General features: G+C 65.0%; 15 protein-coding genes and 1 tRNA gene. 10 read left to right on the forward strand and 6 right to left on the reverse strand.

Going from position 1 to position 13,624, the window contains the following annotated elements:
- Window positions 1-63: 63 nt before the first annotated feature.
- The 9 genes from arfA (at window position 64) to der (ending at window position 9,345) form a co-directional block, all read left to right on the forward strand.
- Window positions 64-1,617 (forward strand): arabinosylfuranosidase ArfA, encoded by a 1,554-nt coding sequence (gene arfA, locus K323_RS0102215; RefSeq protein WP_022883655.1) that lies wholly within the window; start codon window positions 64-66, stop codon window positions 1,615-1,617.
- Window positions 1,618-1,736: 119 nt separating this feature from the next.
- The gene (gene xerD / locus K323_RS0102220; protein ID WP_022883656.1) at window positions 1,737-2,642 is read left to right on the forward strand and encodes a site-specific tyrosine recombinase XerD; all 906 of its coding nucleotides are present in this window, start codon (window positions 1,737-1,739) and stop codon (window positions 2,640-2,642) included.
- Between the two features lie 140 nt (window positions 2,643-2,782).
- Complete coding sequence (locus tag K323_RS0102225; RefSeq protein ID WP_026851128.1) at window positions 2,783-3,664, forward strand: ParA family protein; 882 nt, start codon at window positions 2,783-2,785, stop codon at window positions 3,662-3,664.
- Window positions 3,648-4,490, forward strand: a complete 843-nt coding sequence (locus tag K323_RS0102230; protein ID WP_022883658.1) for a segregation and condensation protein A — start codon at window positions 3,648-3,650, stop codon at window positions 4,488-4,490. The genes K323_RS0102225 and K323_RS0102230 overlap by 17 nt, the downstream gene beginning before the upstream one ends.
- Window positions 4,480-5,178 carry an SMC-Scp complex subunit ScpB gene (gene scpB, locus K323_RS23820; protein ID WP_022883659.1) on the forward strand — a complete coding sequence of 233 codons (699 nt, stop codon included), beginning with the start codon at window positions 4,480-4,482 and terminating at the stop codon, window positions 5,176-5,178. The genes K323_RS0102230 and scpB overlap by 11 nt, the downstream gene beginning before the upstream one ends.
- Entirely contained in the window at window positions 5,175-5,996 is an 822-nt protein-coding gene (locus tag K323_RS0102240; RefSeq protein ID WP_022883660.1) for a pseudouridine synthase, read from the forward strand. The genes scpB and K323_RS0102240 overlap by 4 nt, the downstream gene beginning before the upstream one ends.
- Window positions 5,997-6,035: 39 nt before the next feature.
- Complete coding sequence (locus K323_RS0102245; RefSeq protein WP_022883661.1) at window positions 6,036-7,118, forward strand: prephenate dehydrogenase; 1,083 nt, start codon at window positions 6,036-6,038, stop codon at window positions 7,116-7,118.
- Window positions 7,119-7,123: 5 nt separating this feature from the next.
- Entirely contained in the window at window positions 7,124-7,825 is a 702-nt protein-coding gene (gene cmk, locus K323_RS0102250; RefSeq protein WP_022883662.1) for a (d)CMP kinase, read from the forward strand.
- Window positions 7,822-9,345 carry a ribosome biogenesis GTPase Der gene (der, locus tag K323_RS0102255; protein WP_022883663.1) on the forward strand — a complete coding sequence of 508 codons (1,524 nt, stop codon included), beginning with the start codon at window positions 7,822-7,824 and terminating at the stop codon, window positions 9,343-9,345. The genes cmk and der overlap by 4 nt, the downstream gene beginning before the upstream one ends.
- A gap of 108 nt (window positions 9,346-9,453) precedes the next feature.
- Here der and K323_RS0102260 read toward each other — a convergent pair whose 3' ends face one another.
- Window positions 9,454-9,927, reverse strand: coding sequence for a hypothetical protein (locus tag K323_RS0102260; protein WP_022883664.1), 474 nt, complete (start codon window positions 9,925-9,927; stop codon window positions 9,454-9,456).
- Window positions 9,928-10,054: 127 nt separating this feature from the next.
- On the reverse strand, window positions 10,055-10,618 hold the full coding sequence (locus K323_RS0102265) for a GNAT family N-acetyltransferase (RefSeq protein WP_245570903.1): 564 nt from the start codon (window positions 10,616-10,618) through the stop codon (window positions 10,055-10,057).
- Window positions 10,619-10,876: 258 nt separating this feature from the next.
- Here K323_RS0102265 and K323_RS0102270 point away from each other — a divergent pair.
- Window positions 10,877-10,950 (forward strand) — tRNA-Pro (locus K323_RS0102270).
- A gap of 186 nt (window positions 10,951-11,136) precedes the next feature.
- On the opposite strand, the gene K323_RS0102275 is transcribed toward K323_RS0102270, so the two are convergent.
- Genes K323_RS0102275 through K323_RS0102290 form a run of 4 tightly spaced genes read right to left on the reverse strand, consistent with a single transcriptional unit; the run spans window position 11,137 to window position 13,612 of the window.
- Complete coding sequence (locus tag K323_RS0102275) at window positions 11,137-12,366, reverse strand: tyrosine-type recombinase/integrase (protein ID WP_022883666.1); 1,230 nt, start codon at window positions 12,364-12,366, stop codon at window positions 11,137-11,139.
- Entirely contained in the window at window positions 12,350-12,565 is a 216-nt protein-coding gene (locus K323_RS0102280) for a helix-turn-helix transcriptional regulator (RefSeq protein ID WP_022883667.1), read from the reverse strand. Before K323_RS0102280 ends, K323_RS0102275 begins: the two co-directional genes overlap by 17 nt.
- Window positions 12,562-13,146 (reverse strand): hypothetical protein, encoded by a 585-nt coding sequence (locus tag K323_RS0102285; protein ID WP_022883668.1) that lies wholly within the window; start codon window positions 13,144-13,146, stop codon window positions 12,562-12,564. Before K323_RS0102285 ends, K323_RS0102280 begins: the two co-directional genes overlap by 4 nt.
- A 13-nt stretch (window positions 13,147-13,159) precedes the next feature.
- Window positions 13,160-13,612, reverse strand: a complete 453-nt coding sequence (locus K323_RS0102290; protein ID WP_022883669.1) for a single-stranded DNA-binding protein — start codon at window positions 13,610-13,612, stop codon at window positions 13,160-13,162.
- Window positions 13,613-13,624: the final 12 nt, after the last annotated feature.

The raw sequence follows: 13,624 nt of genomic DNA on the forward strand, positions 1-13,624 counted from the left end.
GCAACCCTTTCACAGCATCCGTTTGCCACAATTGCCATCACCAACCCAACCAGGAGGACCTTCATGACCCGCGCCCGAATCACCATCGACCGGGACTTCACGATCGGAGAGGTGCCGCGGCGGCTCTTCGGCTCATTTGTGGAGCACATGGGCCGCTGCGTCTACACCGGCATCTACGAGCCGGGGCACCCGACCGCAACAGAGGAGGGCTTTCGCCAGGACGTACTCGACCTCACCAAAGAACTCGGCGCCACCGTGGTGCGCTACCCCGGCGGCAACTTCGTCTCCGGCTACAACTGGGAAGACGGGGTCGGGCCCGTCGACCAGCGGCCCAGGCGACTCGACGGTGCGTGGCACACGCTCGAGTCCAACGCGTTCGGGCTGCACGAGTTCATGTCGTGGTCGAAACTCGCCGGCGTCGAGGTGATGGAGGCGATCAACCTCGGCACCCGCGGGGTCGACGCGGCCAGGGAACTGGTCGAGTACGCGAACCACCCTGGCGGAACCTACCTTTCCGACCTGCGCCGCAAGAACGGCGCTGCTGAGCCATTCGACATCAAGCTGTGGTGCCTCGGCAACGAACTCGACGGGCCATGGCAGATTGGGCACAAGACCGCTGACGAGTATGGGCGGCTCGCGCAGGAAACCGGCAAGGCGATGCGTTTTGTCGACCCCGACATCGAACTCGTCGCCGTCGGCAGTTCGAACTCCGGCATGCCGACCTTCGGCGAATGGGAGTACACGGTGCTCAGCCACGCCTACGACGAGGTCGACTACATGTCGCTGCACGCGTATTACCAGGAGCACGACGGCGACGCGAAGAGCTTTTTGGCCAGCGCCGTCGACATGGACTACTTCATCGAATCGGTGATCGCCACCACCGATGCCGTGCGCGCCCGCGGAAAGCACAAGAAGCACATCAACCTCTCGTTCGACGAGTGGAACGTCTGGTACCAGCGGGGACTGGGCACCGACGATCAGCCCGCCGCCGTGTCGAAAGCCGGCTGGCGCGAGCATCCGCGGGTCATCGAAGACGCATACAACGTGACGGATGCCGTTGTCGTCGGCACGCTGCTCAACTCCCTGTTGCGGCACGGTGACCGGGTCAAGATCGCCAACCAGGCGCAGCTGGTGAACGTGATCGCCCCGATCAGGAGCGAGGAGAACGGTCCGGCGTGGCGCCAGAGCATCTTCTGGCCGTTCGCGCGGATGGCCGAGCTCGCGCGCGGACAGATCTTGCGGACATCCGTCGACTCCGACCGGATCGACACGGCGCAGTTCGGTGATGCCGACCTCGTCGACATCAGCGCAACCTGGGATGAGGAGAACGGGCGCGCCGCCTTCTTCGTGGCCAATCGTGGGCTCGACGAAGCAGCGCAGGTCGACCTGGCGCTTCGGGGCTTCTCGGTGTCGAGGGTGACCCGCGCCGAGGTGTTGAGGGTGCCAAATGGTGCCGACCGCTTTGCGACGAACAACCAGGCCGCGGGGGAGCAGGTCGGCCTGGTGCCGCTGGAGGGGGTGCAGCACGACGGTGGTCAACAGGGCGCCGGCCGGCTGACCTTCTCGCTGCCCGCGCTGTCGTGGGCCGTGATCGAGGTGGAGGTTGCTGTCGTCTGAGTCTCGCGTGACGGTCTCTGCCCGCTCTTCGCTGCGGCATAATCGAAATGAGTTCTCGATTAACGCGTGAGGAGCGACAGAGTGCGCCGTGCGGTGAGCGTTCTGACGGGGAGGTGCTCATGACGGTTGCGACGGCGGTGCACACCTACCTGCGTCACGTCACGATCGAGCGGGGGCTGTCGGCGAACACGGTCGCGGCGTATCGCCGCGACCTCGCGCTGTACGCTGCCTGGCTGGGAGAGCAGCAGATCACGGACCCGACGGCCATCGATAGCGGACACGTGTCGGAGTTCGTGCGGCACCTCGCTACCCGTGAGGAGTCGCCGCTGACCGCCGCGTCGATCGCGCGTATCCTCTCGAGTGTGCGCGGGCTTCACCGGTTCATGCTCGACGAGTCTGTGGTCGAAACGGATGTCGCGCACGACAGCAAACCGCCGAAACTCGGTTCGAGGCTGCCGAAGGCGATCTCGATCGAACAGGTGAATGCGCTGCTGGCGGCGACAGACGGCGACGGAATCCAGCAGCAGCGTGACAAGGCACTGCTCGAGCTGCTCTACGCGACAGGGGCGCGGGTCTCTGAGGTGGTGAACCTCAACGTCGACGACATCCTCGATGAGGAGGTCGTGCGGCTGACCGGAAAGGGCGACAAACAACGCATCGTTCCGGTCGGGAGTTTCGCGCGCGCTGCTCTCGACATCTACCTCGTTCGTGCACGGCCGGAACTGTCGAAGCGCGGCAAGGCCACCCCTGCGCTGTTCCTCGGGCTCCGTGGCCAGCGGGTGAGCAGGCAGAACGCGTGGCTGATCATCCGTGCAGCGGCCGAACGGGCCGGGCTGGAGGTGGAGGTTTCGCCGCACACGCTGCGTCACTCCTTCGCCACCCATCTGCTGGCCGGGGGAGCGGATGTACGGGTGGTGCAGGAACTGCTCGGCCATTCCTCGGTGGCGACCACGCAGATCTACACGCTCGTCACGGCCGACACCCTGCGCGACATGTACACCACCGCGCATCCGCGCGCCCGCTGACGACTGTGACTCTCACCACGTGAACGGCGTCGGCGACAGCGAACGGATGCCGCCGGTCGCGGCGGTGCGCACCATTCACTCGGCTTCGGCTCGCTACAATCGACCAAGTGATGGGTGCAGGACGGATCGAGGACATCTCAGTGACGCGAAAGCAGGATGACCGGCTCCCCGGCCTCGATGAGCCGATTGTCGGGCCGACCGGAAGACCGAAGCAGGAATTCGCCGAACCCAAACCTCTCAAGAGCCACGGCCCCGCCCGAATCATCTCGCTGTGCAACCAGAAGGGCGGGGTGGGCAAAACCACCACCACGATCAACCTTGGTGCCGCCCTCGCGGGCTACGGCCGCCGTGTGCTCGCGGTCGACTTCGACCCGCAGGGTGCCCTCTCCGCCGGCCTTGGCGTGCCGACGCATGAGGTCACCACGATCTACGACCTGCTGCTGAGCGGGTCGAAAGACCCGCTCGATGCCATCCAGAAGACTGCGGTCGATGGACTCGACATCATTCCGGCGAACATCGACCTCTCCGCAGCCGAGGTGCACCTGGTCAACGAGGTCGCCAGGGAGCAGATCCTGGCGAGGGTGCTGCGCAAGGTGTCGGCCGACTACGACGTCATCCTGATCGATTGCCAGCCGTCACTCGGCATCCTCACCGTCAATGCGCTCACCGCCAGTCACGGCGTGCTCATCCCGCTGGAGTGCGAATTCTTCGCCCTGCGCGGAGTTGCCCTCCTCATCGAGACCATCGACAAGGTGCGCGACCGCCTCAATCCGGCCATCGAGCTGGACGGCATCCTGGCCACCATGTACGACTCCCGCACCCTGCACTCGCGCGAGGTGCTCGAGCGCGTCGTCGATGCCTTCGGAGACAGCGTTCTCGAGACCGTTATCGGTCGCACAGTCAAATTTCCGGATGCGAGTGTGGCGGGTGTTCCGATCACCGATTTCGCCCCCGAACATGCAGCATCGAAGGCCTACCGTCAGGTGGCCCGAGAGATGATCGTCCGTGGCGCTGTCGCCTAGCGCGGCCGGTATCGACCAGCTCGCGGAATCCGCCACGCCCGCTGCGACCGGCTTCTCGGTCAACCTCGGCAACTTCGAGGGACCGTTCGACCTGCTCCTGTCGCTGATCGGCAAGCACGAACTCGACATCACCGAGATCACGCTGAGCCGCGTCACCGACGAGTTCATCGGATATCTGCGGGGCCTCGACTCCGCCGAGGAACTCGATCAGGCCACGGAATTCCTGGTGGTCGCCGCCACCCTTCTCGATCTCAAAGTTGCCGGTCTGCTGCCCCAGGGTGAGCTGGTCGACGCCGAAGACGTCGCCCTGCTCGAAGCCCGCGACCTGCTGTTCGCCCGCCTGTTGCAGTACCGCGCGTTCAAGGAAGCCTCGACCTGGTTTCAGCGACGCCTCGACGCAGAGTCGACCAGGAATGTGCGGTCGGTGCGCCTGGAGGAGAAATACCGCAAACAGACGCCCGATCTGGTCTGGACGCTCTCGCTTGACGACTTCGCCGCACTCGCCGCGCTGGCCTTCACTCCGCGTGAGATTCCGAGCGTCGGACTCGACCACCTGCATGTGCCGCTGGTCAGCATCCGTGAGCAGGCTGCCCACGTCGTGGCTGTGCTGCGTTCCGGCGAGCCGGTCTCGTTCCGCCAGCTCATCGTCGGCATCGACCAGAGGGGCGTTGTGGTCGCCCGCTTCCTTGCGGTGCTCGAGCTGTACCGCCGTTCCGCCATCTCCTTCGACCAGCTCGAACCGCTCGGCGAGCTCACCCTGCGCTGGAGCGCAGAGTCCTGGTCAGAAGAGAACCTCGCCAACCTCGGAGCCGACTATGACAACTGACGAAGCGTCAACTGACGACTCCCTCACCGATGCGACAGACGGCACCACAGACGGCACCACAGACGACACGACGGTCGAGGCGACGGATGCTGCGCCAACGCCGGCCGATTCGGCCGCGGCCCGTCTCGGCCCTGGCGTTGACATCGACCGGGCACTCGAGGCGATTCTCATCGTGGCAGACGAGCCGCAGAGCCTGATCCACCTCGCCACGGCACTCGATCGTCCGCTGAAGGATGTGCGCTCCGCCGTCGCTAGGCTCGTCGCCGACTACGACGGCGAAGCAACAGGTTCCATTCAGCGAGGCTTCGAGTTGCGCGAGGTGGCCGGCGGCTGGCGCATCTACGTGCGCGAGGACTACGACCCGATCGTCGCCGACTTCGTGCTCACGCAGAACCCCAGCCGGCTGTCGCAGGCGGCTCTCGAAACCCTCGCCGTGATCGCCTACAAGCAACCGATCAGCCGCGGCGCGATAGCCTCGATCAGGGCGGTCAACGTCGATTCGGTCGTGCGCACCCTGCTCGGCCGCGGTCTGATCACCGAGGCGTTCACCGACAGCGAGACCGGCGCCATCAACTACGCCACCACCGACGTGCTGCTCACGCAGCTCGGGATCAATTCGCTCGACGAATTGCCCCATATTTCGCCGCTGCTCGCAGACGGCGCAGAAGGATTTGAGGATCTACGATGACAGACGACAGAGACATCGACAGTGACATCGACGCCGGCATTGCCCCGAGCGATGCGGCGGCAGACGGCATCCGTCTGCAGAAGGTGATGGCGTCTGCGGGTGTTGCCTCCCGCCGTGGTTCTGAGGAACTGATCGCCGCAGGGCGTGTGCGAGTGAATGGGAAGGTCGTCACAGAGCTCGGTAGGCGCATCCACCCGGAGACCGACGAGATCGCGGTCGACAATGTTGCAGTGCAGCTGGACACCAGCCGTCGCTACCTGATGCTGAACAAGCCGGTCGGTGTTGTCTCGTCGATGCAGGACGAGAGCGGCCGCCCTGACCTCCGCGAGTTCACCGACACGTTCGAGGAGCGGCTGTTCAATGTCGGCCGGCTCGATGCCATGACCAGCGGGCTGCTGGTGCTCACCAACGACGGCGACCTGGCGCACGTGCTTGCGCATCCGTCTTTCGGGGTGTCGAAGACCTACATCGCCAAGGTCGAGGGGCGCGTCTCAGCGCAGACCATCGGCCGGTTGCAGAGCGGCATCGAGCTCGAAGACGGGCCGATCGCAGCCGACAAGGCGCGCATTCTCACCAGCCCTCCAGGCGAGGGCGCGAGCCTGGTGGAGTTGACCCTGCACTCCGGCCGCAACCGAATCGTCCGACGCATGCTCGATGCCGTCGGCCACCCCGTCATCGATCTGGTGCGGCGCCAGTTCGGCCCGCTGCACCTTGGCACGCTCAAATCGGGTGCCGTGCGCGAGTTGACTAAAGTGGAACTCGGCCAGCTGCTCACGGTCTCTCGGTCGGACGCAGCCAGGGCAGAACCGCCGAAGTAACCGGCAGGCCGGCCGAAAGCAACAGTCAGGAGAGCGCACGTGGTCGAGAGTCGACTGGTCGGACCGGTGCGCATCGTCGGTGTCGGCCTGCTCGGGAGCAGCATCGGGCTGGGTTTGTCTGCGCGCGGCATCGAGGTTGTTCTTGCCGATGCGTCGCCGACGCACCTTCGCATCGCCATCGATTACGGCGCGGGCCGCGCAGCCGGACCGCACGACGCACCGCAGCTGATCGTGGTCTGTGTGCCGCCCGATGTGACCGCCGACGTCGTCGCGCGCGAGCTCGAGGCCTACCCAGACGCGATCGTGACGGATGTCGCCAGCGTCAAGCTGGCCCCGCTGCAGGAGTTGCGCGCCCGCGGCGCCGACATCTCCCGCTACATCGGATCTCACCCGATGGCGGGCAAGGAACGCGGCGGGCCGTTGGCCGGCCGCGCCGACCTCTTCCTCGGCCGCCCGTGGGTGGTCGCCGCGCACGACGGCATCAGTTACCAGCGCGCCAACGCCGTCGACGACCTCATCCTCGACCTCGGTGCCACCCTCGTCGAAATGACACCAGAGGAGCACGACCGCGGCGTCGCCCTGGTATCGCACGTGCCGCAGGTCATCTCCACGCTGTTGGCGAGACGGCTGACGGATGCCCCTGGCTCCGCCCTCAACCTCGCCGGGCAGGGACTTCGCGATATGACGCGTATCGCGGCGAGCGACCCGGAGCTGTGGGTGCAGATCCTCGGCGCGAACTCCGATCCAGTGCGCGAAATTCTTCTGGCTTACCGCGACGACCTCGACCGCTTCATTGAGAGTCTCACCGACCCGACCGCTCCAGGTGCAGAGCGCAAGGTGGCTGAGGAGATCGCCGGTGGCAACGCCGGAGTAGCCCGGTTGCCAGGTAAACACGGGCACGATCGACGGTTTGCATCGATGGTGGTCATGGTCGACGACACACCGGGCCAGATCGCCAAGCTTCTCCACGAGATCGGCGAGCTCGGGGTGAACCTCGAAGACCTGCGTCTCGAGCATTCACCGGGAGCCGAACTCGGGCTCGTCGAGATCTCTGTCCTCCCCGAGGCGGTCGCACGCCTCACAGAAGAGCTGGCCGCCCGCGGCTGGCGGATTGCCGGTTGAGCGCCATGCCGAATGAGTCCCTTGAGCGCACTGTGCCGATCGTTGTCGCCATCGATGGGCCGGCCGGCAGCGGAAAGTCCAGCGTGAGCAAGGCGGTCGCCCGGCGGTTCGGCTTCGGCTTCCTCGACACCGGTGCCGCCTACCGCGCGCTCGCCTGGCGCGTGGTCGAGGGCGGGTTCGACCAGGAAGACGCAGATGCCGTCACTGCCTCGCTCGACGGATTCGACTACAGCATCGGAACAGACCCAGACGTCTACTTCGTCAGGGTCGGCGAAATCGACGTGACCGACGCCATCCGTCTGCCCCGTGTCACGGCCGTGGTGAGCGCGATCGCGAGGGTTCCTGCTGTTCGTTCCCACCTCACCGAGCTGTTCCGCACCATCGCGGGATCGACCGATCGGCCCGGGATGGTGATTGAGGGCAGGGACATCACAACAGTGGTCGCGCCAGACGCCGATGTGCGGATCCTGCTTACCGCGTCTGAAGAGGCTAGAATGGCGAGGCGCTCTCTGGAAATTTCGACCCAATCGGCTGACACTGTGGCAGAGCAGTTGCGATCGAGGGATCGGGCTGACTCGCAGGTTGTCGATTTCATGAGCGCCGCAGACGGTGTGACCACCGTCGACTCCACCCATCTCGACTTCGAGCAGACCGTAGACACGGTCGCTGAGGTCATCACCACACGTACCGCGAGGACCTCGCCATGACCAATGAATTCAACGACGCGCCAGAGCTGGACACACAGCTCGACACCGAGCTGGCTTCGCGCCTGGCCAACCTCGATGACGACCTCGCGCACCAGCGCGCCTCCGCCCTCCGCAGCGGACTCGACGACTACGAGCTCGACGAGGAAGACCTCGACGTGCTCGAGGCCGCCACCGAAGACCCCGACGCCATCAAGTACCTGCCTGCGCTGCCGGTCATCGCGATCGTCGGGCGCCCGAACGTCGGCAAGTCGGCGCTGGTCAACCGCATCCTGGGTCGCCGTGAAGCGGTCGTCGAAGACACTCCTGGAGTGACCCGTGACCGTGTCACTTACAAGGGTGAGTGGAACGAGCGCCGGTTCAGCCTCGTCGACACCGGTGGCTGGGAGCCGGATGCCCGTGGCATCGACGCTTCCGTCGCCGCGCAGGCCGAGGTGGCCATTGACCTCTCCGACCTGGTGATGTTCGTTGTCGACTCGAATGTCGGGCCGACCTCAACAGACGAAGCCGTCGTACGGATGCTGCGGAAGAGCGGCAAGCCCGTCTTCCTGGTGGCGAACAAGGTCGACGACATTCGTCAGGAGCCGCAGTCGGCGAGCCTGTGGTCGCTTGGCCTCGGCCAGCCGTGGCCGGTGTCTGCACTGCACGGTCGTGGTGTTGCCGATCTGCTTGATGCGATTCTGCTCGAACTGCCAGAGATCTCGACTGTCGCCAAGCAGGAAGTCGGCGGGCCGCGGCGCGTTGCGCTGCTCGGACGGCCGAACGTGGGCAAGTCGAGCCTCTTGAACAAGGTCGTGGGGGAGGAGCGCGTTGTTGTCAACGAGCTCGCCGGCACGACTCGCGACCCGGTCGACGAACAGGTCGAGCTGGGTGGCAAGGTGTGGCGTTTTGTCGACACCGCCGGCATCCGTCGTCGTGTTCACCTGGCGCAGGGCGCCGACTTCTACGCATCGCTGCGTACCAGCGCAGCGCTGGAGAAGGCCGAGGTTGCGGTCGTTCTGATCGACGTCACCGAGGTGATCAGCGAGCAGGATATTCGCATCATCGACCTGGTGCTCGAGTCCGGCCGTGCGCTGGTGTTGGCGTTCAATAAGTGGGACATGATCGACGACGAGCGTCGCCGGTACCTGGAGCGCGAGATCGAGATGGACCTGGCGCATGTGGCGTGGGCGCCGAGGGTGAACATCTCCGCGCGCACCGGGCGGCACATGGAGAAGCTGGTGCCGGCGCTTGAGTTGGCGCTGGAGTCATGGGACACCCGCATTGCGACGGGCAAGTTCAACGCTTTCCTGGCCGAGCTCACGGCGGCGCATCCGCACCCGGTTCGCGGTGGAAAGCAGCCGCGAATCCTGTTCGGCACGCAGGCGTCAAGCCGGCCGCCGACATTTGTGGTGTTCACCACCGGATTCCTCGACCCTGGTTACCGTCGCTACATCCAGCGACGCCTCCGCGAGATCTACGGTTTCGAGGGCAGCCCGATCAACCTCAGCATGCGCGTGCGAGAGAAGCGCGCTCGCAAGTAGGGCGCACCCGCCCGTCGAGTCGCGAGTGCACATCGAGTCGCGAGTGCGGTCAGATGGCCGCTTCGTTTCGCTGGAACCGACCATCTGACCGCACTCGCGGGCAACAATCTAGCGCGTTTCGGTGGGCTCAGCCTCTGGAATGGTCTGGTTCTCGGTGACGGTCTCATCCTCGGCGGCCGGCTTTGCAGCATCCGTCGTCGCCTCGTCGGTTGCCGTCTCCTCCGTCAGGGCGACCTCGTCGACAGGAGCCTCGATGAGGTCCTCGTCGTCGAACTCGTCAACATCATCGAAAACAACAACCTCGGGCTCGACGGCCTGCTTGCGGCTGGCGGCCTGGGCGGCCAGCGCGAGGAGCACTCCGAGCACGCCGACGGCGATCAGGAGCCCGCCGACGGTGCTGCCGGACTGAGCAACGAAGAGCTTGTCGTAGTCGGCGGCGCCCGAGGTGTACAGGGCGGCCTGGCCGGAGTTCGAGGAGGTCATCCAGAGGTAGCCGAGCACGGCGACGATGACGGATGCCAGCCACAGCACGATAAGGGGGATGTTGATTTTCGCGAGTGGGCTTGAGGCGTTCGAAGACATGATGTCCTTCCGTGGGGGAGTGGCCCTGTCCGGACCACACTCGAACGTAGGGATGCCTTCTATGTGTTTCCTATGAGTCTGCAGGGCATCCCCACAGAATCGAGCCTCTGTTCACGGCTGCCGATGCTCACATTTCCAGCCGCACAACGGCACGGGCATCCGTGGGGCGCGACGCTATCTCGAACCCGGCGCGCTCAAAGAGCGACAGTGTCCCGTGGTACAGCTCCGCGGATGACGCCTTCACCCGCTCGCCCGTGTCGACCGGATACCCCTCGATCACGCGGGCGCCGTGCTCCCGCGCGTGGTGCACCGCGCCATCGAGCAGCGCGGAGGCGACGCCTTTGCGGCGGTGTCCCACACGAACGACGAAGCAGGTGACGGCCCAGACGGATGTATCGGTTGGGTCTTCGTCGCTGCCTTTGAGGACTTTGAGGCGTTGGAGCCGGCTGTATTTCGGTCGGGGTTCGACGGCGCACCAGCCGACGGGTTCGTCGCCGTCGTAGGCGATGACGCCGGGTGCCGGTTCGTTCGCTTCGATCTGTTGCCGGAGCATTCCAGCGCACTCGTCGCGAGTTGCGGTCTCCCATGCGGCGTTCGGCATCTTGAAGTACTGGCACCAGCACCCCGCTGGGTCGCCTCGCGTTCCGAATGCCGTGCGCACGTCTTCCCACGGCACGTCAGAGACCGACACCACTCTGAATCCTGTCCCAACCGGCATACACAAGACGTTACGCCCGCCCACTTCGCTGGTCGAGTTTGTCAAGATCCTCGCTGGTTGAGGAGCCGCTGAGGAACGAAGCGGCGTCTCGAAACCTCGTAACCCGATCTCAGAACTCAGCCATTTCATCCGGCAGGCAGGACACCCGTGCGCACACCCACCCCTTTCGACGCGGTAAGCTATTCGAGTTGTCTTCTGCGGGATCCGTTCAGCGGATTCGGTGTGGGATTACGGGCTGTAGCGCAGCTTGGTAGCGCACCTGACTGGGGGTCAGGGGGTCGCAGGTTCAAATCCTGTCAGCCCGACGTAAAAACCCTGATGAGAAGCGATTTTCATCAGGGTTTTGTCATATCTAGAGACGACTTTCTGTGGTCCCCCTCTGGTCCCCTGAACGTCCCTGCCGCCGATGCCGGGTGGACAGCGGAACCCTGTAGCGGGCTCTGCCTGTGGATAAGGGGACCAAAAGGGGACCAGAACACTCCCCGCGACGATCACAGAGACCTCGATGGACCTCTGCGCTTCGGGCTGCTGGCAGCACCAGTCGCCTTGGCAAGGAACGCGTTGGCCTGCTCAGCGGCCGACGCGAGATGGCGGTCATCAGGGTGGAGATAGCCTCGGGTGGTGTCGACGGATGCGTGGCCGAGGATCTCTTGAAGGACGTGCAACGGGATTCCCGCGTCGGCCATCCAGGTTGCTCCGGTGTGACGGAGCCCGTGACGTGTGAGGTCGGGTAGTCCGAGAGCAGCGACGATCGTGTCCCAGCTCGTCGCGTCCCGCACGGTTGCAGTGGTGAGCGCTCCGCCTTTCGGGCCGACGAGTAACCGATCCTCGGGCTCCTTGCCGTCGGTGAGGCGTTCCAGGACGGGGCGGAGAGCATCTAAAATCGGGACGCGACGTTCCTTGCGACTCTTGGTCTGCTTGGTGATCAACCCGCCTCTGCCAGGGAAGGTCTGCCGGGCGATGACGACGAGGTTCTTGTCGAAGTTCACATCCCCGGCCTGGAGGCCGGAAACCTCGGAAGAGCGTGCCGCAAGGAGCGCGGCGAGCATGACGAAGTCCGAATAGGACTGGTGCACCTTCCCGCACGCTTCGGCCAGAGTGACCAGGGTGGACATCTCAGGGATCGCGTGAGCGCGCGGAGACGATTGCTCAGCGGGCTGGGCCCGGAACGCATTGCGATTCAGACTGCGCTTAGCGCGGTTCTTCGCTGGGTTGATCGTCAGCATCCCGTCGCGGACTGCCTCGTCGAGGACCCGCACAAGCGGGGCGATGGAGTTCTTGATCGTGGACGCGCCATAGCGTTTCTCCCAGGCATCGATCGTGCGGTCGATCGCACCGGCAGTGATCTGCGTGACCGGCATATGACCGAGTGCAGGCAAAACACGAAGCTTGAGCCCGTACTCATAGGTCTCACCAGTCGACGTCGGATCGAGGCCGCGCGCCCAACGGTCACCGATCGCGGTGACGAACTCGGTCAGGGTCATGGACACATCCATGCCCTTCACAGAGGAATGGCGCAGCGACTCGAAGAACTCATGCGCCGCGGCCTCGTCAGCGACGATCTCAGAACGGATAATCCGGCGCTTACTGAGCGGGTCAGTCCACCGAGCACGGGCACGGATACCGTACGACCGTCGTTCCAGGTCCGTCGAGATCTTCACCCCGATCGGCGGCACCGGCTTCGGCTGAGCCGTCGGGAGCGGCTCAGCCTTCCGCGGCATGATCGTGTTCCATCCGCGCCAGCCACGCATCGACCGCATCCAGCCGATACCGGGCGATCCCTCCCAGCCGCAAGAACGGAGGCCCCTGACCAGCTGACCTCCACCGGGAGAGCGTGGACTCGGAGACCTTCAGGTAGGCCGCAATCTCACGGCTGTCCATGAGCGGTGACACCGTCGCGGCGCTGGCTCCCTCGCTCATGGCAGTTCCCCGGTAACGGGGTTCAGGCCCGCATAGAAGTCGTCCTCTTGCTTGCGGCGGCGGGCGACGTCATCGAGCACGAACTGGACGAAGTCCTCGTCCCGGTTAGCAATGATGATGTCCTCGACCGGCGCGGCAGGCTCGCCGGGCCAGGGCGTTTGCCTGGTGGGCCGGTCGCGGTCGAGACGTGTTCCGGAAGCGGTAACCCAGTCCCTCAGCCGTTGGCGTGTGTCGGCGAAATCCCGATGCCAGCCCAATGGCGCCGACCCGCTCCGCTCCGGATCGTAGGCGCACAGCCAGTGCAGGTGCAGCGCCGATAGTTCCCACACGAGTTCAGGATGACGGTGCCAGAACGGCGGAATAACTCCGGCGGGGAGGCCATAGGTGTGGCGGAGCCAGTCGATCCACCTGTTCAGTTCCAGCCATTCAGCTTCCGCCTCGGTGGCAGTGAGCAGATTCCAGTTGACCGGATGCGGAGGTTCCGGGATCAACGGTCCACCGAAAGCATCGGCAGGATCGTCACCTGGCAGCGGCGGTTCGGATTCGTCAGGCACGGGGCGGGCGTCGTCGTCGTCATTCATCACAGCTCCCGGTTCAGAGACTGATACTCGACGCGGGACGGGCGGCCGTGGATGGTGCGGTGAACTCGGCGGGAATGTCCCTTTGCTCCGTCACAGCAGGGGCGGAGCGCGAAGTCCGGTCGACTTCGTAACGAGTGCGGGCACTGTCGTGACCGATCCTCTTCGCGACGAACTCCTCGCCCTCGACGCTCTGTCCGTCCTTCTCGTAGGCGCTGTGCCGGGTGTAGCCCTCGGCGACGAAGTTGTCACCTTTCCCGAACTGCTCCGCTGCTCGCTCCGCAGACCGACCGAACATCACCAGGTGGTGATAAGTCGTCTCGGTCTGCGTGAACGACCCGTCCTCTTCGTGCCGGTAGTGCTCCTGCCCGACCCGGACGTAGAGCCTCGGGTCGCCCTTGGTAGTTGGGGCGAGTTGCGGATCGGATGCGATGAACCCCGAGAGGGACTCTTGCGTGCGGATAGCCATCGATCTGTCCTC

Origin of the sequence: Glaciibacter superstes DSM 21135, from assembly GCF_000421145.1 — a bacterium.
GTDB lineage: Bacteria > Actinomycetota > Actinomycetes > Actinomycetales > Microbacteriaceae > Cryobacterium > Cryobacterium superstes.

Bases quoted from the DNA above. Each gene is read 5' to 3' on its own strand.
- arfA (WP_022883655.1), top strand. From the start codon at position 64: ATGACCCGCGCCCGAATCACCATCGACCGGGACTTCACGATCGGAGAG.
- xerD (WP_022883656.1), top strand. From the start codon at position 1,737: ATGACGGTTGCGACGGCGGTGCACACCTACCTGCGTCACGTCACGATC.
- scpB (WP_022883659.1), top strand. From the start codon at position 4,480: ATGACAACTGACGAAGCGTCAACTGACGACTCCCTCACCGATGCGACA.
- K323_RS0102240 (WP_022883660.1), top strand. From the start codon at position 5,175: ATGACAGACGACAGAGACATCGACAGTGACATCGACGCCGGCATTGCC.
- cmk (WP_022883662.1), top strand. From the start codon at position 7,124: ATGCCGAATGAGTCCCTTGAGCGCACTGTGCCGATCGTTGTCGCCATC.
- der (WP_022883663.1), top strand. From the start codon at position 7,822: ATGACCAATGAATTCAACGACGCGCCAGAGCTGGACACACAGCTCGAC.
- K323_RS0102260 (WP_022883664.1), bottom strand. From the start codon at position 9,927: ATGTCTTCGAACGCCTCAAGCCCACTCGCGAAAATCAACATCCCCCTT.
- K323_RS0102275 (WP_022883666.1), bottom strand. From the start codon at position 12,366: ATGCCGCGGAAGGCTGAGCCGCTCCCGACGGCTCAGCCGAAGCCGGTG.
- K323_RS0102280 (WP_022883667.1), bottom strand. From the start codon at position 12,565: ATGAGCGAGGGAGCCAGCGCCGCGACGGTGTCACCGCTCATGGACAGC.
- K323_RS0102285 (WP_022883668.1), bottom strand. From the start codon at position 13,146: ATGAATGACGACGACGACGCCCGCCCCGTGCCTGACGAATCCGAACCG.
- K323_RS0102290 (WP_022883669.1), bottom strand. From the start codon at position 13,612: ATGGCTATCCGCACGCAAGAGTCCCTCTCGGGGTTCATCGCATCCGAT.